The 20,992-nt window shown below is 73.0% G+C and carries 15 protein-coding genes; 8 read left to right on the plus strand and 7 right to left on the minus strand.

The features are described 5' to 3' along the window. Positions 1–5: 5 nt before the first annotated feature. Complete coding sequence (locus ABTZ03_RS23755) at positions 6–1,835, plus strand: phosphoenolpyruvate carboxykinase (GTP) (RefSeq protein WP_350515062.1); 1,830 nt, start codon at positions 6–8, stop codon at positions 1,833–1,835. A 182-nt stretch (positions 1,836–2,017) separates the two neighbouring features. Here the strand turns inward: ABTZ03_RS23755 and ABTZ03_RS23760 are convergent, their stop codons facing one another. Continuing rightward, on the minus strand, positions 2,018–3,232 hold the full coding sequence (locus tag ABTZ03_RS23760; RefSeq protein ID WP_350515063.1) for a pyridoxal phosphate-dependent aminotransferase: 1,215 nt from the start codon (positions 3,230–3,232) through the stop codon (positions 2,018–2,020). 270 nt (positions 3,233–3,502) lie between these two features. On the opposite strand from ABTZ03_RS23760, the gene ABTZ03_RS23765 reads away from it, so the two are divergent. Next, entirely contained in the window at positions 3,503–4,222 is a 720-nt protein-coding gene (locus tag ABTZ03_RS23765) for a prepilin peptidase (protein WP_350515064.1), read from the plus strand. A gap of 200 nt (positions 4,223–4,422) precedes the next feature. On the opposite strand, the gene ABTZ03_RS23770 is transcribed toward ABTZ03_RS23765, so the two are convergent. After that, the gene (locus tag ABTZ03_RS23770; protein ID WP_350515065.1) at positions 4,423–6,042 is read right to left on the minus strand and encodes a chitinase; all 1,620 of its coding nucleotides are present in this window, start codon (positions 6,040–6,042) and stop codon (positions 4,423–4,425) included. A 374-nt stretch (positions 6,043–6,416) separates the two neighbouring features. On the opposite strand from ABTZ03_RS23770, the gene ABTZ03_RS23775 reads away from it, so the two are divergent. The 4 genes from ABTZ03_RS23775 (at position 6,417) to ABTZ03_RS23790 (ending at position 11,953) form a co-directional block, all read left to right on the plus strand. After that, complete coding sequence (locus ABTZ03_RS23775; protein ID WP_350515066.1) at positions 6,417–7,211, plus strand: isoprenyl transferase; 795 nt, start codon at positions 6,417–6,419, stop codon at positions 7,209–7,211. A 242-nt stretch (positions 7,212–7,453) separates the two neighbouring features. Then, positions 7,454–8,788, plus strand: coding sequence for an RNA 5'-3' helicase PhoH2 (gene phoH2 / locus ABTZ03_RS23780; protein WP_350515067.1), 1,335 nt, complete (start codon positions 7,454–7,456; stop codon positions 8,786–8,788). Positions 8,789–9,236: 448 nt separating this feature from the next. Beyond that, positions 9,237–9,977 carry an aggregation-promoting factor C-terminal-like domain-containing protein gene (locus ABTZ03_RS23785; protein WP_350515068.1) on the plus strand — a complete coding sequence of 247 codons (741 nt, stop codon included), beginning with the start codon at positions 9,237–9,239 and terminating at the stop codon, positions 9,975–9,977. 518 nt (positions 9,978–10,495) lie between these two features. Continuing rightward, positions 10,496–11,953, plus strand: a complete 1,458-nt coding sequence (locus ABTZ03_RS23790) for an AI-2E family transporter (RefSeq protein WP_350515113.1) — start codon at positions 10,496–10,498, stop codon at positions 11,951–11,953. A 12-nt stretch (positions 11,954–11,965) separates the two neighbouring features. Here ABTZ03_RS23790 and ABTZ03_RS23795 read toward each other — a convergent pair whose 3' ends face one another. From ABTZ03_RS23795 to ABTZ03_RS23805, 3 genes are all read right to left on the minus strand, one after another. Next, on the minus strand, positions 11,966–13,567 hold the full coding sequence (locus tag ABTZ03_RS23795) for an alpha/beta hydrolase (RefSeq protein ID WP_350515069.1): 1,602 nt from the start codon (positions 13,565–13,567) through the stop codon (positions 11,966–11,968). A gap of 140 nt (positions 13,568–13,707) precedes the next feature. Continuing rightward, a complete protein-coding gene (locus ABTZ03_RS23800) occupies positions 13,708–14,250 on the minus strand; it encodes an alkyl hydroperoxide reductase (RefSeq protein WP_224283643.1) in 543 nt (180 codons plus the stop codon). Between the two features lie 3 nt (positions 14,251–14,253). Beyond that, positions 14,254–14,805 (minus strand): peroxiredoxin, encoded by a 552-nt coding sequence (locus ABTZ03_RS23805; RefSeq protein WP_350515070.1) that lies wholly within the window; start codon positions 14,803–14,805, stop codon positions 14,254–14,256. Positions 14,806–14,997: 192 nt separating this feature from the next. Between ABTZ03_RS23805 and ABTZ03_RS23810 the strand changes: the two genes are divergently transcribed. Continuing rightward, entirely contained in the window at positions 14,998–16,038 is a 1,041-nt protein-coding gene (locus tag ABTZ03_RS23810; protein WP_350515071.1) for a LysR substrate-binding domain-containing protein, read from the plus strand. Between the two features lie 3 nt (positions 16,039–16,041). On the opposite strand, the gene ABTZ03_RS23815 is transcribed toward ABTZ03_RS23810, so the two are convergent. Continuing rightward, entirely contained in the window at positions 16,042–16,716 is a 675-nt protein-coding gene (locus ABTZ03_RS23815) for a TetR/AcrR family transcriptional regulator (RefSeq protein WP_350515072.1), read from the minus strand. Between the two features lie 144 nt (positions 16,717–16,860). On the opposite strand from ABTZ03_RS23815, the gene ABTZ03_RS23820 reads away from it, so the two are divergent. Next, entirely contained in the window at positions 16,861–19,044 is a 2,184-nt protein-coding gene (locus tag ABTZ03_RS23820; protein WP_350515073.1) for an MMPL family transporter, read from the plus strand. Between the two features lie 77 nt (positions 19,045–19,121). Here the strand turns inward: ABTZ03_RS23820 and ABTZ03_RS23825 are convergent, their stop codons facing one another. Then, positions 19,122–20,987 carry an ATP-binding SpoIIE family protein phosphatase gene (locus ABTZ03_RS23825; protein ID WP_350515074.1) on the minus strand — a complete coding sequence of 622 codons (1,866 nt, stop codon included), beginning with the start codon at positions 20,985–20,987 and terminating at the stop codon, positions 19,122–19,124. Positions 20,988–20,992: the final 5 nt, after the last annotated feature.

Raw genomic sequence — 20,992 nt, forward strand, 5'->3', positions numbered from 1 at the left:
CGATCGTGTCGTACGAGATCTCTGCTCTCAGCGCATCCGCGCCCACCCGCCACAAGCAGCTGCTCGCTTGGGTGAGCGAGATCGCCGAGCTCACCCAGCCGGCCCGCATCGAGTGGTGCAACGGTTCCGACGAGGAGTACCAGCGCCTCGCGGACCTGCTGGTGGCTCAGGGCACCTTCAGGAAGCTGAACGAGGAGAAGCGCCCCAACTCCTACTACGCCGCCTCGGACCCCTCGGACGTGGCGCGCGTCGAGGACCGCACCTTCATCTGCTCCGAGCAGGAGAAGGACGCCGGCCCGACCAACCACTGGAAGGCCCCCGCCGAGATGCGGGAGATCTTCCGTGGCGAGCAGGGCCTGTTCCGCGGCTCGATGAAGGGCCGCACGATGTACGTCGTGCCCTTCTCGATGGGCCCGGTCGGCTCCCCGCTGGCCGCGTACGGCGTCGAGATCACCGACTCCGCCTACGTCGCGGTGTCGATGCGCGTGATGACCCGGATGGGCCAGGCCGTGCTCGACCAGCTCGGCGAGGACGGGGAGTTCGTCAAGGCCGTGCACACCGTCGGCGCCCCGCTGGCCGACGGCCAGGCGGACGTGCCGTGGCCGTGCAACAGCACCAAGTACATCTCGCACTTCCCGGAGACCAAGGAGATCTGGTCCTTCGGCTCGGGCTACGGCGGCAACGCCCTGCTCGGCAAGAAGTGCTACGCGCTGCGCATCGCCTCGACCATGGCCCGCGACGAGGGCTGGCTGGCCGAGCACATGCTGATCCTGAAGCTCACCCCGCCGTCCGGCGAGGTCAAGTACGTCGCGGCGGCCTTCCCGTCGGCCTGCGGCAAGACCAACCTGGCCATGCTCCAGCCGACCATCCCGGGCTGGAAGGTCGAGACCATCGGCGACGACATCGCCTGGATGCGGTTCAACAAGGGGGACGGCCGCCTCTACGCGATCAACCCCGAGGCCGGCTTCTTCGGCGTCGCCCCCGGCACCGGCGTGGACACCAACGCCAACGCCATCGACACCCTCTGGGGCAACACCGTCTTCACCAACGTCGCCCTCACCGACGACGGCGACGTGTGGTGGGAGGGCCTCACCGAGGAGCCCCCGGCGCACCTGACCGACTGGCGCGGCAACGACTGGACCCCCGAGTCCGGCACCCCGGCCGCCCACCCGAACGCCCGCTTCGCCGTCCCGGCCGCGCAGTGCCCGACCATCGCCCCCGAGTGGGAGGACCAGGCGGGCGTGCCGATCTCGGCGATCCTGTTCGGCGGCCGCCGGGCCACCGCCGTCCCGCTGGTCACCGAGTCCTTCGACTGGCAGCACGGCGTCTTCCTGGGCGCCAACATCGCCTCCGAGAAGACCGCCGCCGCCGAGGGCACGGTGGGCGAGCTGCGCCGCGACCCGTTCGCGATGCTGCCGTTCTGCGGCTACAACATGGGCGACTACTTCGCCCACTGGCTGAAGGTCGGCGCCGAGGCGGACGCCGCCAAGCTGCCGAAGATCTACTACGTCAACTGGTTCCGCAAGAACTCCGAGGGCAGCTTCGTCTGGCCCGGCTACGGCGAGAACAGCCGCGTGCTCAAGTGGATCGTCGAGCGCCTGGAGGGCACCGCCGAGGGCGTCGAGACCCCGATCGGCGTCCTGCCGAAGGTCGACGGCTTCGACCTGGGTGACCTGAAGCTGTCCGAGGAGGACCTCGCCCTGCTCTTCACCGTGGACGCCGACATCTGGCGCCAGGAGGCCGCGCTGGTGCCGGCCCACCTGGAGCTGTTCGGCGACCACACCCCGAAGGAGCTGTGGGACGAGTACCGGAGCCTCGTCGCGCGCCTCGGCTGAGCCTGAGCCTCAGTCGAGCGAGAGGTCGGCGCGCCGCACGAACGGCGCGCCGACCGAGTGACAGGACGGCCGGAGTTCCGCCGGGCGGTCTTTCCCCGACCAAGGAGACCGCCCGGGCCGGGACTCCGGCCGTAGTGCTTTCCCCTGGACCCTCGCCGGGTGTTCCCCCTCCGGCGAGGGGGTCAGGGCTGGGTGTAGCCGCTGAGGAAGTCGCCGATCCTGGTCACCGCGTCGGTGATCTCCTCCGGCCGGGGCAGCGTGACCAGCCGGAAGTGGTCCGGCTCGGGCCAGTTGAAGCCGGTGCCCTGGACCAGCAGGATCCGCTGGGAGCGCAGCAGGTCCAGCACCATCTGGGCGTCGTCCTTGATCTTGTAGACCTTCGGGTCCAGCCGGGGGAAGGCGTACAGCGCGCCCTTCGGCTTGACGCAGCTCACCCCGGGGATCTGGTTCAGCAGCTCGTACGCCGCGTCCCGGGAGGCCAGCAGCCGGCCGCCGGGCAGCACCAGGTCCTTGATCGACTGCCGTCCGCCGAGCGCGGCGGCCACCGCGTGCTGGGCGGGCATGTTGGCGCACAGCCGCATCGAGGCGAGCACGGTCAGGCCCTCGACGTAGCTGCGGGCGCGCTGGCGGTCGCCGGAGAGCACCATCCAGCCGGAGCGGAAACCGGCGACCCGGTAGGACTTGGACAGTCCGTTGAAGGTGACGCAGAAGAGGTCCGGGGCCAGGGTGGCCAGCGGGACGTGCTCGGCGTCGTCGTAGAGGATCTTGTCGTAGATCTCGTCCGCGTAGACCACGAGTTGGTGCCGGCGGGCGATCTCTGCGATGCCCTCCAGCACCTCGCGCGGGTAGACCGCGCCGGTCGGGTTGTTCGGGTTGATCACCACGATCGCCCTGGTCCGGTCGGTCACCTTGGACTCGATGTCGGCGAGGTCCGGGTACCACTCGGCCTGCTCGTCGCAGCGGTAGTGCACCGCGGTGCCGCCGGCCAGTGAGACCGAGGCGGTCCACAGCGGGTAGTCCGGCGCCGGGACGAGCACCTCGTCGCCGTCGTCCAGCAGCGCGGTCATGGCGAGCTGGATCAGCTCGGAGACGCCGTTGCCGAGGAAGACGTCGTCGACGGAGAGCCCGTGCAGCCCGCGGTCCTCGTAGTGCATCACCACCGCGCGGCGGGCCGAGAGCAGACCCTTGGAGTCGCCGTACCCGTGCGCGTTCGAGAGGTTGCGGAGGATGTCCTGGAGGATCTCCGGGGGCGCCTCGAAGCCGAAGACGGCCGGGTTGCCGGTGTTGAGCTTGAGGATGCGGTGGCCCTGTTCCTCCAGCCGCATCGCCTCGTCGAGCACCGGGCCGCGGATGTCGTAGCAGACGTTGGCGAGCTTGCTGGACTGGATGACCTGCATGCCTGCCTACTTTAGGGGCACCTTGGCACCCCGCGCGGGGAGTCCGGGAGGGTGGCTCGCCGGGCCCGGAAGGGCCTCCTTGGATCGACAGGTGGGGGCGTCGAACCGCCTTCCAAACCGCTGGCCGAATGTCCGGAATGCTCATGTATGTGAGGAAGGCCGGCGAATCCTCGGATGGAATCCGGCCCCGAACGAGACGGACGGCACACCGTCCGTCCGGACGGGACGGGAAGATGGGGCCCGGTGCGTCGACGAGGAGGGGGTGCGCCGGTGGTGGTCGTGGTGGTGACCGGGGCGGTGCTGGTCGGGCTCCTGCTGGCTCCGCTGCTGCGCGGACTGATCGCCCGCTTCGCCGTGCCCGAGGGCGAACCCCGGTGCGGGGCATGCCCGTTGTGCGACCGGGCGGTCGGGTTGCTGCTGCCGCCGAGCGGTCGCTGCCCGGGCTGCCGGGGGCGGCTGGGCGCGGGCGCGGGAACGGTGGAGGCGGTCACGGCGGCGGTCGCGGTCGGGGTCGCGTACGCGGCGGACGGGGCGGTGGTGGCGGCGCTCGCCTGGGCCGGCGCGCTCGGCGTGGCGCTCGGCTTCACCGACGTCCGGGTGCGCCGGCTGCCGTACCGGCTGACCGGGCCGCTGCTGGCCGGGGTGGCCGTGCTGCTGACGGCGGCGGCGCTGGCCGAGGGGCGCCCGGGCGTGCTGCTGCGCTGCCTGCTGGTCGCGCTGGCGGTCGGGGCGCTGCTCGAAGTCGCCGTCCAGATCGGGGCCCTGGGGCCCGGCGACTCCCCGCTCGGGTTCGTCCTGGGCGGACTGCTCGGCTGGTACGGCTGGTGGGTCGCGATCGGCGGGCTGGTCGCCGCGGTGGTGCTGGCCGGGCTGTGGGGCACCCTGCGGGCGCTCGCCCTGCTGGTCCGCCGCCGCCCGTGGCGGGGGCTCGACGTTCCGGTCGGCCCGTTCCTGCTGCTCGGCGCCCTCACGGCGGTGCTGGCCCGCTGACGCGCAAGGGGCCGCTGACGCACAAGGGCCCGCTGACGCACAAGGGCCCGCTGACGTGCAAGGGTTCGCCGACACCCAAGGCCCGTTGACGCGGAAGGGGCCCGCCGTACCGGTTCCGGTACGACGGGCCCCGCCGTCGGCGCGCGAGCCCCACCCTCAAGGAGCGGCGCGCCGAAGGGAGTTGCGGATCGGGGAGCGGGTTACGGCATCTTGTGGACGAACGGGCCGACCGCGTTGGAGAACGCGTTGCCGTTGTTGGCGTCCCAGTTGGTGGACCAGGTCATCGCGCCGCGGATGGTGGGCCACTTGGCCGGCGGCACGAAGCTGCCGCAGTTGTTGCCGGTGGCCAGGCAGTTGAGCGCGTTGTTCACCACCGAGGGGTCGACGTAGCCGCCGCCCGCCGCCTTGCCGGAGGCCGGGACGCCGATGCCGACCTGGTCGGGCCGCAGGCCGCCCTGGATGTGGGTGCAGACCTGGGAGGTGATGAAGTCGATCGTGCCCTGGTTGTAGACCTTGCCGTCGCAGCCGTTCATGCCGCCCGAGTTGTAGAACTGGGTGTTGACGACGGTCAGGATGTCCTTGGTGTTCAGCGCCAGCTGGAAGTAGGCGCCGGCGGTGCTGTACATCCCGATCGTCTCGGGGGCCATGGTGAGCACGAAGCCGGGGCCGACCTTGGCCTGCAGGGTGTGCAGTGCGTCGCCGAGCGGGCCGGCCTGGACGCCGTTCTCCAGGTCGACGTCGATGCCGTCGAAGCCGTAGTCCTTGATGATCGAGTAGGCGCTGTTGGCGAAGTTCGCCCCGGCGGTGCCGTCGCCGACGCTGATCGCGCCGTTCTGGCCGCCGATGGAGAGGACGACCTTCTTGCCGGCCGCCTGCTTGGCCTTGATGTCCGCGCGGAACTGGGCGTCGGTGTAGCCGCCGAGCGCCTTGGACAGGCCCGGGTCCAGGGTGAAGCTGATCGCGCCGGTCTGGGTCGGCACGGCGTCGGCGAAGGAGACCGCGATGATGTCGTACGCGTTCTGGACGTCGCTCAGGCGCTGCGGGGTGGAGCCGTTGTCGAAGTTCTGCCAGTAGCCGGTGAGCGCGTGCGCGGGCAGCCCGGTGGCCGGCGGGGTGCCGGTCGGGGTCGCGGTCGGGGTGGCCGTGGGGGTCGGGGTGGAGGTCGGCGTCTGGGTGGGCGTCGCCGTGGGGGTGACGGTGGGGGTGACCGTCGGGGACGGGCTGGCCGTGGCCGTCGGCGTCGGGGTGGAGCTGGGGGTGGCCGTCGGCGAGGGCGTGGAGCCGCCGCCGCCCGGGCCGACCAGCGCGACGTCGTCGGCGAGGTAGGCGCTCTGCCCGTACCAGCCGTGCAGGTAGACCGTGACGCTGGTGGTGTTGGCCCCGGTGGTGAAGGTGCTGGACAGCTGGTTCCAGCTGCTCTGGTTCGACCAGCTGGACGGGTCGGTGCCGCCGGTGCCGCGCGCGCCGAGGTAGACGTACGGGCCCTGCACCCAGGCGCTCAGCGAGTAGCTGGTGTTGGGCAGCACGCTGACGGTCTGGGTGCACTCGGCGGTGTCGCCCGCGCCCGGGGTGGCCTGCAGCGCGCCGCTGCCGGAGTGTGCCGGCGAGGACACCGCGGCCGCGCCGCCGGTGCAGGACCAGCCGCTCAGACCGGACTCGAAACCGCCGTTGGTGACCAGGTTGCCGTCCGCCGCGCTGGCGCCGCCGGCGAAGAGCGCGAGGCCGCCGCCGGCCAGGGCGAGGGCGGTGGCACCGGCCGCGAGGGCCGGGAGGGGGATGCGCCGGCGCCGGTGCGCGGGCTGGTTCGGCGTACGGGCCATGGGGTGACGCTCCTGGGGAAGGAGCGGCCGCCGCGGTGGGGGGCGCGGCGGCCGCGTGTGGGGGAGGGGTCCGCAGGTGACTCACGGGGCGGTTCGGGTTTCGTTCCGCCCCGGGTCAAAAGCTGGACTAGACCATTGCCGGCCGTCAAGCATCGGTGGACCGGTTTACGGCTCCCTTAAGGAACCGGAGACCGTTCCGTGTCCACGACAGGAGCCCCGCCCCGGAGGCCCGGACACGCCCGTCGGGACAGACTTCGTACAGGACCGTGACCAGACCGCTACCTGCTGCTTTACCCAGTACCCGCACGCGGGAGTAGGCTGCGCCGGGGCGGTGCCGCACCAGCCCGAACGAGCACGGAGGGGCCGGGAAAAGCATGGGTCTGCGCGATGTCGCCGAACGGACGCCGGGGCTCCGCACCCTGCTGGGCGGGATGTACGGGCTCTACGGCCGCCGGGTCGAGGTCCACCTCGCGCGCACCCCGCACCACATCGGCGTGATCCTGGACGGCAACCGCCGCTGGGCCAAGGCCGCCGGCGGCTCCACCGCGTACGGCCACCAGCGCGGCGCCGACAAGATCAGCGAGTTCCTCGGCTGGTGCGACGAGACCCACGTCAAGGTCGTCACCCTGTGGATGCTCTCCACCGACAACCTGGACCGCCCGGCCGACGAGCTGGTCCCGCTGCTCGGCATCATCGAGGACGCCGTCACCGGCCTGGCCGCCGCCCGCCGCTGGCGGGTCAACCCGGTCGGCGCGCTGGACCTGCTCCCGCAGCACACCGCCGACGTGCTCAAGCGCGCCGCCGACGAGACCGCCGGGATCGACGGCATCACCGTCAACGTCGCGGTCGGCTACGGCGGCCGGCACGAGATCGCCGACGCCGTCCGCTCGCTGCTCCAGGAGCACGCCGGGCGCGGCACCGCGATCGAGGAACTGGCCGAGATCCTGACCGTCGAACACATCTCCGAGCACCTCTACACCCGCAACCAGCCCGACCCGGACCTCATCATCCGCACCTCGGGCGAGCAGCGGCTGTCCGGATTCCTGCTCTGGCAGAGCGCCCACAGCGAGTTCTACTTCTGCGAGGCGTACTGGCCGGCCTTCCGCAAGGTCGACTTCCTCCGCGCGCTGCGCGCCTTCGAACAGCGGAACCGGCGGCTCGGCCTCTGACCCGGGGCGCCCGTCCGGGCATTCCGGGCGGCGCATCCGGGTGGAATGACCGCCGTTGGGATGGCCTACCCGGGCCCCGCGCGAGGCCAAACGTTCACCGGCAATGATCCGTCAGTTCGCCGGGGGCGCGAATGCACCGCCCCCCGCCTGGGAATACTCCAGTCAGTCCGGTCCCGAGGCCACCGGGGCAGCGGGGGCCGGCATGCCGCGGATGACGCAGGGTCATCCGCTCTGGAGGCCTAGTGGTCAGTTCCAAGAGCCGCCGGACACCAGACCGGCGCACGTACGTTCTCGACACCAGCGTGCTGCTGGCGGACCCGCTCGCCATGACGCGCTTCGAGGAGCACGAGGTCGTCCTCCCGGTGGTGGTCGTCACCGAGCTGGAGGCCAAGCGCCACCATCCCGAGCTGGGCTACTTCGCCCGCCAGGCGCTGCGCCTGCTCGACGACTACCGCATCCGGCACGGCCGGCTCGACGAGCCGATCCCGGTCGGCGAGCTGGGCGGCACGATCCGGGTCGAGCTCAACCACTCGGACGTCTCGATACTGCCGGTCGGCTACCGGGCGGGCGGCGGCGAGGCGGACACCCGGATCCTGGCGGTCGCCCGCAACCTACAGGCCGAGGGGTACGACGTCACCGTCGTCTCCAAGGACCTCCCGCTGCGGATCAAGGCCAGCTCGGTGGGCCTGCTCGCCGAGGAGTACCGGGCCGAGCTGGCGATCACCTCCGGCTGGACGGGGATGTCCGAGCTGCACGTCGCGGCGGACCAGGTGGACGCGCTGTTCGCGGCCGGCCACGACGCCGCGGTGGACGTCGAGGGGGTCGAGGAGCTGCCGGTGCACACCGGACTGGTGCTCACCTCGGAGCGCGGCCGGGCACTCGGCCGGGTGACCGGCGACGGGCGGGTCCGGCTGGTGCGCGGTGAGCGCGAGGCGTTCGGGCTGCGCGGTCGCAGCGCCGAACAGCGGGTGGCGCTGGACCTGCTGCTCGACCCGGAGATCGGCATCGTCTCGATGGGCGGTCGGGCCGGCACCGGCAAGTCGGCGCTGGCGCTGTGCGCGGGACTGGAAGCGGTGCTGGAGCGGAGGCAGCACCGCAAGGTGATGGTCTTCCGGCCGCTGTACGCGGTCGGCGGCCAGGAGCTCGGCTACCTGCCGGGCTCCGAGGCGGAGAAGATGGGCCCCTGGGCGCAGGCGGTCTTCGACACCCTCTCGGCGGTCACCACCCCGGACGTGATCGAGGAGGTCATCGCCCGCGGGATGCTGGAGGTCCTGCCGCTGACCCACATCCGGGGGCGCTCGCTGCACGACGCCTTCGTGATCGTGGACGAGGCGCAGTCGCTGGAGCGCAACGTCCTGCTGACGGTGCTGTCCCGGATCGGCCAGGGCTCGCGGGTGGTGCTCACCCACGACGTGGCGCAGCGGGACAACCTCAGGGTCGGCCGGTACGACGGCGTGGTGGCGGTGGTGGAGAAGTTGAAGGGGCACCCGCTCTTCGCCCACATCACCCTCACCCGCTCGGAGCGTTCGCCGATCGCGGCGCTGGTCACGGAGATGCTGGAGGACATCAACCCGTGAACTGCCCCTGATCGGGGCATAGTCGGACAATAGGGTCAACTCGCGGCGCGGGGCCTGCTCCTGACGGGGCAGGCCCCGTCCCTTTCATCACATCGAGTGCTTTCTGTCCGGAGAACTCCCGCACGGTGAATGTGACATGCGCCACGCAGGCGGGAATTGCGTCGACAGTGCCCGGTGCGGCATGGTGAGGGTTCTGTCAGGCCCCGCGTACGGCGCGGCAGGGCTTCCGGACTCCGGGAGTCCGGCCCCGGAAGGTCCGCCAACTCCGGTCGGTGGACGCACAATTGAAGACCGAGAGCCGTACGCCGCCCGATTCCAACGCCCGGTCGCCTCAACCGACCGGACGCCGGGTCAGCACCTCCCGTGACCAGAGCACCTACGGAGGTCCGTGCCAAGGGGCATGTTGCGTCCGCACGGTCACGCGTGGGCGATGCTGGAAGGAAACCATGTGACTCGGATCTCGGTCCGGGGAGTTGCTGTGGCCTCCGCCACCGCCGTCACCGCTGTCGGTGCCGTCGTGGGTATGGCCTCGGGCAGCGAGGGCAAGACCACGCAGACGGTCGACGTCGCCGGCGCGACCCTGCTCGCCGAAGTCCCCTCAGGCGCCCAGGCACAGACCGCCAGTGACAACATCGGACAGCAGGCATCCGCCCAGCAGGCTTCCGCCGACGCGGCCGCCAAGGCCGCCGCCGAGCAGAAGGCCGCCGAGGAGGCCGCGCGCCAGAAGGCCGCCGCGGACGCCCAGGCCAAGGCCGACGCGCAGGCGAAGGCCGACGCGGACAAGGCCGCCAAGGCCGCCGCCGACCAGCGCGCCGCCGCCGACGCCGCCGCCAACCGCTCCAAGGCGCGTTCGGCGATGTCCGCGGTCGACAACAGCGCGCCGCCGGTCTCGGTCAGCCCCGGCTCCGTCCAGGACATGGCCCGGCAGATCGTCGGCAACGACGCCCAGTTCCAGTGCTTCAGCCAGATCGTGAAGCGCGAGAGCGGCTGGGACTACACCGCGACCAACAGCGGTTCCGGTGCCTACGGCCTGGTCCAGGCGCTGCCCGGTTCCAAGATGGCCTCGGCCGGTGCCGACTGGCGCACCAACCCGGCGACCCAGATCAAGTGGGGTGTCGGCTACATGAACAGCCGCTACGGCAGCCCCTGCGGTGCCTGGTCGTTCTGGCAGGCCCACAGCTGGTACTAGGAGGGACCGCCGCCCCCGGGCGGCGCACCCTTCCGCACGGCCCCCGGCCGCTCGTCCCGTTCGACGGGCGGCCGGGGGCCGTGGCGTTCTCCGGCGGACGCCGGAGCAGGGCGGGCCGCGCCGCCCGGGCTGCGCTGACCAGTGCGCCCGCGGGCGGTGCGGTCCTGGGTGCGGACGCGGGGCGCGGGAAGGGGTCCTGGATGCTTCCCGCACCGGCCGGTCCGCCGACGGTTGGTCCGACGGGGACGAGTGGTTCCGCAGGAACGACTCGTCGTCCCGTTCGGACTCCTCCCCAGCGAAACCTGGGCGAAACCATCGTGAATCCGGCGATTTGTCCCACTTTGTGGAAAGAACCCGTCGAGTCGAACACCCCTGGCGGGCGGACTCGCCCCACCCCTGCCGGGTAGCGTCATCCCTGACGGCCGTGGCGGGACCCACGGCGTACCGCCGGACTCGGCGGGTCCGGCAGGGAAGCGGTGGTAGTGCGGATGGCGCGGGGCGGAAAGGCCTTGAAGGCCGTGGCCAAGGGCATGGCCGTGGTGGCGAGCGCGGCCGCCGTGATCGAACGGCGCCGACGCGCCGGGATGGCGGCCGATCCGCACGAGCTCCCGGTTCCCGTCCACGCGGAGGTGCCGGGCCCGGTGCCGGTCCCGCGCGCCGACCCGGCTCCCGCTCCCACTCCCGTCCCTGCCGCCGTCCCCGCCACTCCCGTTCCTGTGCCGGTCGCCGACGCGGCCCCGGCGCCCACGGCCCCCGCACCCGCCGCGCCCGGCGGACTCGGCCGGGAGCACCACCCCGGACGGCCCGCCACCCCCGCCGAGGCGGTGCCCTGGGGCCTGCGGGTGGCCGCCGAGTCGACCTGGCGACTGCTGCTGCTCGGCGCCGCGCTCTACGTCCTCTTCTACGTCGTCGACATGCTGCGCCTGGTCGCCTTCTCGGTGCTGGCCTCGCTGCTGATCACCGCACTGCTGGAGCCCTCGGTCTCCTGGCTGCGCCGGCGCGGGGTGCCGCGCTCGCTGGCGGCCGGCGGGGTGTTCCTCAGCGGTCTGGCCGGGATCGGGCTGGTCGGCTGGTTCGTGGTCTGGCAGGTGTCCACCAACCTGCCGGACGTCACCAACCAGGTGAAGACCGGCGTCAACCAGCTGCGCGACTGGCTGATCACCGGGCCGTTCCACCTGACCCAGCAGCAGATCACCGACTTCGCCAACCAGATCACCAAGGCCATCACCACCAACACCGACCAGATCACCTCGGCCTCGATCACCGGCGCGCAGATCGCCGTCGAGATCCTGACCGCGCTGCTGATGACCTTCTTCACCACCTTCTTCTTCCTCTACGACGGCGCGAAGATCTGGAACTGGGCGCTGCGCGGCCTGCCCCGGCAGTCCCGGTTCGCGATGGCCGGGGCCGGCCCGAAGGCCTGGATCACGCTCACCGCGTATGTGCGCGGCACCGTCTGCGTGGCCTTCATCGACGCGGTCTGCATCGGCGTCGGCATCGACCTGCTGGGCGTGCCGCTGGCCATGCCGCTGGCCGTGATCATCTTCCTCGGCGCCTTCGTCCCGCTGGTCGGCGCCCTGGTCACCGGAACGGTCGCGGTGCTGATCGCGCTGGTCACCCAGGGGCCGTGGACGGCGCTGATGGTGCTGGTCGTGCTGATCGCGGTGATGCAGGTGGAGAGCCACATCCTCCAGCCGCTGATCCTCGGCCGGGCCGTCCGGGTCCACCCGCTCGGCGTGGTCCTCGGCGTCGCGGCCGGCGGCATCATCGGCGGCATCGGCGGTGCGGTGGTCGCCGTCCCGCTGATCGCCGTCATCAACACCGTGGTCGCCCATCTGCGGCGCCGCAACGAAGCCGGCCAGGCGGTGTTCACGGCCCTCGAAGCCGCCCGCGAGGCCGCCGAACGCACCGCCGCGGCCCAGCCGACACCGGCGACAACGGCCCAGCCAACGGCGGCCCAGCCGGTGGTGGACTAGGGCGTCGGTCCGTCACCGGGGGTCGTCCGGGCTGATCCGGTCGCCGTGGCCGCTGACGATCCGGCCGATGTTGTCGATCGAGGTGCGGTCGTCGCCGGGGCCGTCGTCCCAGTAGGACGAGTGCGCGGTGAAGTCGGGGGAGCCGCCGTCCACGGCGAAGCGGCGGGCGCCGAAGTCCGCGCCGGCCGGGTCCCGGGCGTACCAGCCGAGGTGCGAGACGTGGTCCCAGGCGGCGGCGCCGACGTAGGTGTGACCGGCGCCCACCGAGAACTCCGAGGCGTGCGACGCGTCGGTGCCGGGGCTGCCGACCAGGATGACGTCGTCGGCCGCGATCCCGACCGGTCCCCGCGCGGCGAGGCCGACCAGCAGCGAACCGAAGCTGTGGCCCTGGGCCGTGACGTGGGCCGGCGGACCCCGGTGGGTGACGCGCTGTCCGTCGAGGAACCTGCGGTAGGCGTCGACGCCGCCCCGGGCGCGGGCCCGGTCGCCGGCCTCCGGGAAGGTGAGCGGGGCGTCGTAGCCCAGCCAGGCGATGGACGCCGTGCTGCGGGTCGGGTCGGCGCGCCGGGCCGCGTCGTACACGGCCTTCGCCCGGTCGGCGTCCCCGCCGCCGATCCGCCGCAGTGTGGTGCCCAGGCCGCCGACCAGGGTGGTGACGTCGTCGGCGGTGTCCGGGTCGCCGAAGGAGATGATCCCGCGGCCCTGCCCGCGCCCGCCGATGCCGAGCAGCAGGACCGGCGGGTCCGTCCCGTCGGTCCGGCGCAGCCGTTCGGCGATCCGGCGGTACCCGCTCAGCTTCAGATCGCCGTACGGGTCGGACGACGGCCCGCCGGGCCGGTACCCGGCGATGAGTCGCGGCAGGAGGATCCGGTTGGCCCGGTCCCGGGCCGCGGCGGGGACGCCGTCGCGGTCGCCGACCAGGTCCGGGTGCTCCTCGATCAGCCAGCGCTGCCGGTCGACGGGCAGCGCGTTCCACCAGGCGTTCACCTCGACGGGTGACGCTCCGTCCGCCGGGACGCCGCCGAGCAGCAGGTTGTCCGGGGCGAGGCCGAGGTCGAGCCGGTCGCCGAGGGCGCGGTGCGGGTCGAGGCCGGTGCCGTCGCGGGCGCGGGCGGTGTAGTGCCGGAGCCGGGCGGCGAGGGCCCGGTCGACGGTGTCGGCCTCGGTGAGGGCGGTGCCGATGCGGGCGGCGAGGGCCTCGGCGGTCCGGGCGCGGGCGCCCTCGTCCGCGGAGTCGTGCCGGTCGGCGGGGGAGGCGGCCGCCGGGTCGACGGCGCCGTGTTCGTCGACCGCTATGCCCGCGGCCCGTACGTCCTCCAGGGCCTTGCGCAGGGCCGACTGGGCGAGGACGAGGGCGTCGGCACCGGTCCGGAGGGCCTGGCCGATCTGCCCGAGTTCGGTGCGGGCCGCCGTCAGTCCGCCGGTGGTGCGCCGGAGGGCGGGGGCCGCCGCGTCGGCGGCGGGGCCGGTCCAGTCGGCGGCGGTCAGCCGTCGCTCGACGCCGTCGCGCCAGTTCTCCAGGTGCCGTCCGAAGTCGCCGCGCAGTCGCTCGTACGCGTCGGCGGTGTCGTGCAGCAGGGCGAAGTCGGTGTCGCGCAGCGTCGCGAGGTCCATGGCCGTCGGCCCCCTGCCCGCAGTGGTGTCGTGCACGGATCGCCTTGCACTGTAGCGGAGTTGGGCCCGCCCGCGGCCTGCGGAAACGCCGACGGGCCCCTCCGGCAAGCGGAGGGGCCCGTCAGGGAGTGCGGGGTGCGTCAGGCGCCGGCGGCGGCGAGGGCGGCCTCGGAGTCGAGGACACCGGCCACGGCCTGCAGGACGGCGGCGATCTTCATCGAGGCCTGGACGACCTCGCGCTCGACGCCGGCCTTGCGCAGCACGGCCTCGTGCGAGTCGAGGCACTGGCCGCAGCCGTTGATGGCCGAGACGGCGAAGCACCAGAGCTCGAAGTCGACCTTCTCGACGCCCGGGGTGCCGATGATGTTCATCCGCAGACCGGCCCGCATCGTGCTGTACTCCTTGTCGGAGAGCAGGTGCAGCGTCCGGTAGTAGACGTTGTTCATCCCCATGATCGCGGCCGCGCCCTTGGCGGCGGTGTACGCCTCCGGGGAGAGGTTGGCCTTGGCCTCGGGCTCCAGCTCGCGCAGCAGGCCGGGGCTGCGGGTGGCCATCGCGCAGGACAGCACGGTGCCCCAGAGCTGCTGGGCGGGGAGGTCGGAGTTGCCGATGACCGAGCCCAGGTTGAGCTTGAGGTCCTTGGCGTAGTCCGGGAGGGCGGCCTTCAGGTCGTCGAGGGCCATGGGTCAGCCCGCCAGCAGGGCCTGGGCGTCGAGGGTGTCCTCGCCCTTGGTCCAGTTGCACGGGCACAGCTCGTCGGTCTGCAGGGCGTCCAGCACCCGCAGGACCTCCTTGGGGTTACGGCCGACGGAGCCGGCGGTGACCATGACGAACTGGATCTCGTTGTTCGGGTCGACGATGAACACGGCGCGCTGGGCGGTGCCGTCCTCGCCCTCGACGCCGCAGGCGCGCATCAGGTCGTGCTTGATGTCGGCCAGCATCGGGAAGGGCAGGTCGCGCAGGTCCTTGTGGTCCTTGCGCCAGGCGTGGTGCACGAACTCGGAGTCGCCGGAGACGCCGAGGATCTGGGCGTCACGGTCGGCGAACTCGTCGTTCAGCTTGCCGAACGCGGCGATCTCGGTCGGGCAGACGAAGGTGAAGTCCATCGGCCAGAAGAAGACGATCTTCCACTTGCCCTCGTAGGTCTTGTGGTCGATGTCGGCGAAGGCGCTCGCGGCATCCAGGTCGACACAGGCCTTGAGGTCGAACTCGGGGAACTTGTCACCGATCGTGAGCACGTTCGCTTCTCCTGAAGTGAGACTGAGGGGAGTTTTGTCCGGATTCCGGACACCACCCACAATTCCACATCGTGGACTGATCAGGGAAATAGCTAGACTGGATGTGTCTGATCGGAGATTGCTATCAGTACCGAACCGCCCACGTCCCGTCCCCGCCCCCGCAGGGCCGCCGCCGGCAAACCCGAGCCGACTGTGGGGAGCGCCACATTCCGCAATCCGCGCACCCCGACGGTGGCCCAGCTCAGGGCCTTCGTCGCGGTGGCCGAGCACCGGCACTTCCGGGAGGCCGCCGCCGCGACCGGGACCAGCCAGCCGGCGCTGTCCGGGGCGGTCGCGGCGCTGGAGGAGTCGCTGGGCGCGCAGCTGGTCGAGCGTACGACGCGCAAGGTGATTGTCACCCCCCTGGGGGAGCGTGTGCACGCTCACGCGCGCCGGGTGCTCGCCTCCTTGCAAGCCCTCACCGAGGAGGTCGAGGCCGCCCGCCGCCCGTTCACCGGGCCGCTGCACCTCGGGGTGATCCCCACCGTCGCACCGTACCTGCTGCCCACCGTGCTGAGGCTGGTCCGCGACCGCTTCCCGGAGTTGGAGCTGCACGTCCACGAGGAGCGCACCCCCTCGCTGCTGGAGGGCCTGGCCGCCGGACGGCTGGACGTCCTGATGCTCGCCCTGCCGGCCGGCGGCTCCTCGCCGACCCGGGACATCCCGCTGTTCGACGAGGACTTCGTGCTGGTCACCCCGGCCGGGCACGCGCTCGCCGGGCGGGTCGACGTCCCGCGCGACGCGCTGCTCGACCTGGACGTGCTGCTGCTGGAGGAGGGCCACTGCCTGCGTGACCAGGCGCTGGACATCTGCCGCGAGGTCGGCGCCGACCCGGCCGGCTCCACCACCCGGGCGGCGGGGCTGTCCACCCTGGTCCAGCTGGTCGCCGGCGGCCTCGGGGTGACCCTGCTGCCCGCCACCGCGCTGGACGTCGAGGCCGGACGCGCCGACCGGCTGGCCGCCGTCCGCTTCGCCGCCCCGGCGCCCGGCCGCCGGATCGGCCTGGCCACCCGGCCCGGCTCGGCCCGCAGCGCCGAGTACGAGCGCTTCGCCGCCGCGCTGCGCGAGGTGCTGGCCGAACTGCCGGTCCGGATCGTCGACGGCGGCGAGGACCGGGGCGCGGATCAGGACCGGGCCGCGGACCAGGATCGGGCCGCGGACCAGGATCGGGCCGCGGACCAGGATCAGGACTGAGGACTAGGGCTGGGCCCGGGGTGCGGACCGGGCCCGGCCCTGGGCCTGCGGCCGGTCCTCGGCCGCCGGTTCGCCGAGGCAGAGCCCGACCGTGCTCGCCACCAGCAGGTCCAGCGCCTCCACGGTCTCCCGGTCGGGCTGTTCGCCGGGCTGCCGGCGGATCAGGTGGCGGGCGGTCAGGCCGTCGAAGCCGCTGAGGAAGTGGACGGCGATCCGCTCGGCGGGCAGTGCCGGGGTCAGCCCGTGGGCGGCGGCGAGGGTGGCGAGCATCTCGGTGGCGGTGCCCTCGATCGCGCACTGGAGCCCGAGCATGATCTCCCGGACGTCCGGGTCGCGCATCGCCAGCGTGCCGAACTCGCTCAGCAGGACGCAGCGCCCCTCCTCGCCGGTGGCGGCGTCCCAGAGCGCGTGCACCAGGGTGCGGACCTGCTCGCCGAACGGGCCGTCGCCCGGGGAGGCGGCGCGCACCTGGCCGATGAACTGGGCGGCGACCTCCTCGACGACGGCCCGGTAGAGGTCCTTCTTGGTGCCGAAGGTGTAGTGCACCGTCGCCTGTGCCACGCCCAGCTCGGCCGCGATCGCGCGGGTGCTGCCGGCGGAGACCCCTTCCCGGGTCATCAGGTCGATCGCGGCCCGGACCAGTTGGGGTCGGCGTTCGGAGGCGGGGACATGAGCCATTGGGCCAGGGTAGCGCCACGATCGGACAACTGTGTCGGTCGATCTTGTCACCCAACTTTGTCACCCGACAAACTTAGGTCTACCGTGGGAGGGGTTCGCTCAGGCATCCGCCTGTCCGCCGACCGCACCGCGAGGGGTCAGACCTTGGCCACGTACCTGTACCGACTGGGCCGCCACTGCTTCCGGAGAAGGCGCGCCGTGCTGGCCGTGTGGGTCGCGCTGCTGATCGCGATCGGCGGGGCCGCGGGCGCCTTCGCGGGCAAGACCAGCGACGAGTTCAAGGTCCCCGGCACCGAGGCGCAGGCCACCCTGGACCGGATCAAGGGCACCTTCCCCGAGCAGGGCCACGGCTCCGCCCAGGTGGTCTTCGCCGCCGACGCGCCCGGCGGTATCACCTCGCCCGCGTCGGCCAAGGCGGTCGGCGAGGCCGTCGCCCGGATCGCCCACGTCCCGGGCGTGGCCGCGGCGCCCGACCCGTACGCCACCGGCGCGGTCTCCCCGGACGGGAAGGTCGCGATCGCGCTGGTCTCCTTCGACCACAAGCTCGCCGAGGTCACCGACCAGCAGCGGGACGCCGTCCGGGCCGCCGCCGAACCGGCCCGCGCGGCCGGGCTGGACGTGGCCTTCGGCGGCGACGCCTACAACCGGTTCGCCCAGATCGAGGGCGGCTCCGAGGCGATCGGCCTGGTGGTGGCCGGGCTGGTGCTGGTGATCACCCTCGGCACCCTGGTCGCGGCCGGGCTGCCGCTGCTGACCGCGCTGATCGGGGTGGCCGTCGCGATGGCCGGACTGCTCGCGCTGACCGGCTCGTTCGAGATCATCACCACCGCGCCGGTGCTGGCGCTGATGGTCGGCCTCGCGGTCGGCATCGACTACGCGCTGTTCATCCTGTTCCGCTACCGCCGCCACCTGGACGAGGGCCTGGAGCCCGAGGAGTCCGCCGCCCGGGCCACCGCGACCGCCGGCAGCGCCGTCGTCTTCGCCGGGCTGACCGTGGTGGTGGCGCTCGCCGGACTCGCGGTCGCGGGCGTCCCGTTCCTCACCGTGATGGGCCTGGCCGCCTCCGGGGCCGTCGTGGTGGCCGTCCTGGTCGCGATCACCCTGCTGCCCGCGGTGCTGGGCTTCACCGGCCGGGCGATCGACCGGCTGCCGATCTGGAAGCGGGCGCTGACCACCAACGGCAAGGTCACCCTGGGCGAGCGCTGGGCCCGCTTCGTGGTCCGCCGCCCGCTGCCCGTGCTGCTGGTCGGCCTGGCCGGGCTGGGTGCCATGGCGGTGCCCGCCGCGAGCCTCGACCTGGGTCTGCCGGGCGGCGGTTCACAGGCCGTCGGGACGGACGCCCGCAAGGCGTACGACCTGGTCAGCGACGGCTTCGGGCCCGGTTTCAACGCGCCGCTGGTGGTGGTCGTGGACGCCCACGGCGCGCCGCACCCGGAGCAGGCGGTGAAGGAGACGGCCGGCCGGCTGCAGGGCCTGAAGGGCGTGCAGACCCTGTTGCCGCCGAAGGTCGACCAGGCCAGCGGCACCGCCCTGCTGCCCGTCATCCCGAAGACCGGCCCGGACGACCAGGCCACCGTGGCGCTGGTCGGCGAGATCCGCGACCAGCGCGCCGCGATCGAGTCCGCGACCGGCGCGAGCATCGCCGTCACCGGCACCGCCGCCGCCAACATCGACGTCTCCGACAAGCTCGGCCAGGCCCTGCCGCCGTTCGTCGCGGTGATCGTCGGCATCGCCCTGGTGCTGCTGGCGCTGGCCTTCCGCTCGGTACTGGTGCCGCTCAAGGCGGTGCTGGGCTTCCTGCTCAGCATCCTGGCCTCGCTCGGCGCGGTGGTCGCGGTCTACCAGTGGGGCTGGCTGGACGGCCTGATCGACGTGCCCAAGGTCGGCCCGGTGGTCAGCTTCGTGCCGATCCTGCTGATCGGCGTGCTGTTCGGGCTGGCCATGGACTACGAGCTGTTCCTGGTCTCCGGGATGAAGGAGCAGTACGTCCACGGCAAGGCGCCGCGCGAGGCGGTCGTCGGCGGGGTGAAGGGCGGCGCCCGGGTGGTGACGGCGGCCGCGCTGATCATGATCTCGGTGTTCGGCGCCTTCGTCCTCGGCCACGACCCGATCGTCCAACCGATCGGCTTCGCCCTCGCGGTGGGCGTGCTGGTGGACGCCTTCGTGGTGCGGATGGCGCTGGTGCCGGCCGCGATGGCGCTGTTCGGCCGGGCCGCCTGGTGGTTCCCGAAGCGGCTGGAGAAGGTCGTGCCGAAGGTCGACATGGAGGGCGAGCAGCTGATCGCCCGGCTGGAGCAGGACCGGGCCGAGGAGCCGGTGAAGGTGTGACCGGCGGCGGGCCCGGCGCACCCCGCCGGGCCCGCTCCGCTCCTGCGTCGGGCGCTGCGCGAAGCTCCCGCTCGTAGCTACTGCGGCAGCCGCTGCTCGAACCAGACCACCTTGCCGGTACCCAGCCGGGTGGCGCCCCAGCGGTCCGCGCACCGGGCCACTATCTGCAGCCCGCGCCCGCGTTCGTCCTCCGGACCGGTACGGCGCGGGCGCGGCAGCAGTGGGCTGTCGTCGCCCACCTCGCAGCGCAGCCGGGCGGTGCGCACCAGGCTCAGGGTGACCGGCCGGGTCGCGTGCTGGACGGCGTTGGTCACCAGCTCGCTGACCATCAGCTCGGTCGCCTCGCTCAACTCGTCCAGCCCCCACCGGCGCAGCGTGTGCGCGGCCAGCCGGCGGGCCCGGCCGGGCGTCTCGTTGCGCGGCTGCAGGTACCAGTGGGCGACGTCCCCGGCCGGGATGCCGTCGAAGCAGGCGCCCAGCAGGGCGATGTCGTCGCCGCGGTCCCCGGGCGGCAGGATCCGCAGCGCCTCCTGGCACAGCTGCTCGGGGGACTGCCAGCGGGCGGCCTCGATCCGCGCGCGGAGCACCTCCAGCCCGTCGCTGAGCGGGCGGGTGCGGGTCTCCACCAGGCCGTCGGTGAACAGCAGCAGCGCCGAGCCGGGCGGCGCGGGCAGCTCGACCGAGTTGAAGTCCACCCCGCCGACCCCGATCGGCGCCCCGGAGTCCAGCTCCACCAACTCGGCCGTGCCGTCCGGGCGGACCAGCACCGGTGGGACATGCCCGGCGTTGGCCAGCACCACCCGGTTGGCGATCGGGTCGTACACCGCGTACACGCAGGTGGCCAGGTGCTGTTCCCGGCCGAGCCGTTGGGCCTGTTCGTCCAGGTGGTAGAGCACCTCGTGCGGTGGCAGGTCGAGGGCGGCCAAGGTCTGGGCGCTGGTGCGCAGTTGGCCCATGATGGCGGCCGAGGTGAGCGAGTGGCCCATCACGTCGCCGACGATCAGGGCGACCCGGTTGCCGGGCAGCGGCACCGCGTCGTACCAGTCGCCGCCGACCTGGGCGCCGCGCTCACCGGGCAGGTAGCGCTGGGCGAGTCGGACGCCGTGCGACTGCGGCAGGCGCAACGGCAGCATGCTGCGCTGGAGTTCGTTGGCTATCTCCCACTCGCGGGCGTACCGCAGCGCGGTGTCCACGGCCAGTCCGGCCTGGGTCGCCAGGTGCGCGGCGGTCGCGGTGTCGGCCGCGTCGAAGGCCGGGCGGCCGGTGCGTTCAGGGGGACGGCGGATCAGCACCAGCAGGCCGAGGACGGCCTTGCGGCCGCGCAGCGGCAGGGCCACCACCGAGGTGCCGGCGGCCAGCCGGGCCAGCCCGCGGGTGCCGTACAGCTCGCGCAGCAGCGCCTCGGTGCGCTCGGCGGCGGGCGTGCCGAGGACGGCCGACTCGGCCGGGCGGCGGCTCAGCAGGATGTGCGCCAGCGGCCCGCCGCGGGTGACCGGGGTGGCCGGGCCGGTGTCGGCGGTCGAGCGGGAGCCGAACCGGGAGCGGTGCCGGTCGTCCGCGCCGCTCTTGCGGCCGCGCCGGCCGATCCGGGTACCGGTGCTGTGGTGGATCCGCAGCTCCTCCGGGAAGCCCGGCTCGCGCTCGACGTTGGGCAGCGGGTCGCGCAGATGGACGACCGCGGCGTCGGCGAGGGTCGGGACCAGCACCCGGCCGATGTTGCGCAGGGTCGCGGCCAGGTCGAGGGCGCTGTTGATCCGCCGGGTCGCCGCGTCGAGGTAGGCGAGGCGGTCAGCCACGCCCGCGGCCGGCTCCGCCGCCGACGCGGCCTGGTCCGGCCGGGCGGCCGGCGGCTTCACCGGGGCGTGCGCCCGGAACGGGACCGCACTGCGCTGGCCCGGGACGGCGGGCGGCTGCTCCGCCTCGGTCTTGAGCTGGTCGCGCACGGCTG

Source organism: Kitasatospora sp. NPDC096077 (genome assembly GCF_040303245.1).
Taxonomy (GTDB): domain Bacteria; phylum Actinomycetota; class Actinomycetes; order Streptomycetales; family Streptomycetaceae; genus Kitasatospora.

Excerpts from the sequence above, each read along its gene's own strand:
- ABTZ03_RS23760 (WP_350515063.1), bottom strand. The coding sequence starts at position 3,232 with ATGCAGGTCATCCAGTCCAGCAAGCTCGCCAACGTCTGCTACGACATC.
- ABTZ03_RS23770 (WP_350515065.1), bottom strand. The coding sequence starts at position 6,042 with ATGGCCCGTACGCCGAACCAGCCCGCGCACCGGCGCCGGCGCATCCCC.
- ABTZ03_RS23775 (WP_350515066.1), top strand. The coding sequence starts at position 6,417 with ATGGGTCTGCGCGATGTCGCCGAACGGACGCCGGGGCTCCGCACCCTG.
- ABTZ03_RS23795 (WP_350515069.1), bottom strand. The coding sequence starts at position 13,567 with ATGGACCTCGCGACGCTGCGCGACACCGACTTCGCCCTGCTGCACGAC.
- ABTZ03_RS23800 (WP_224283643.1), bottom strand. The coding sequence starts at position 14,250 with ATGGCCCTCGACGACCTGAAGGCCGCCCTCCCGGACTACGCCAAGGAC.
- ABTZ03_RS23815 (WP_350515072.1), bottom strand. The coding sequence starts at position 16,716 with ATGGCTCATGTCCCCGCCTCCGAACGCCGACCCCAACTGGTCCGGGCC.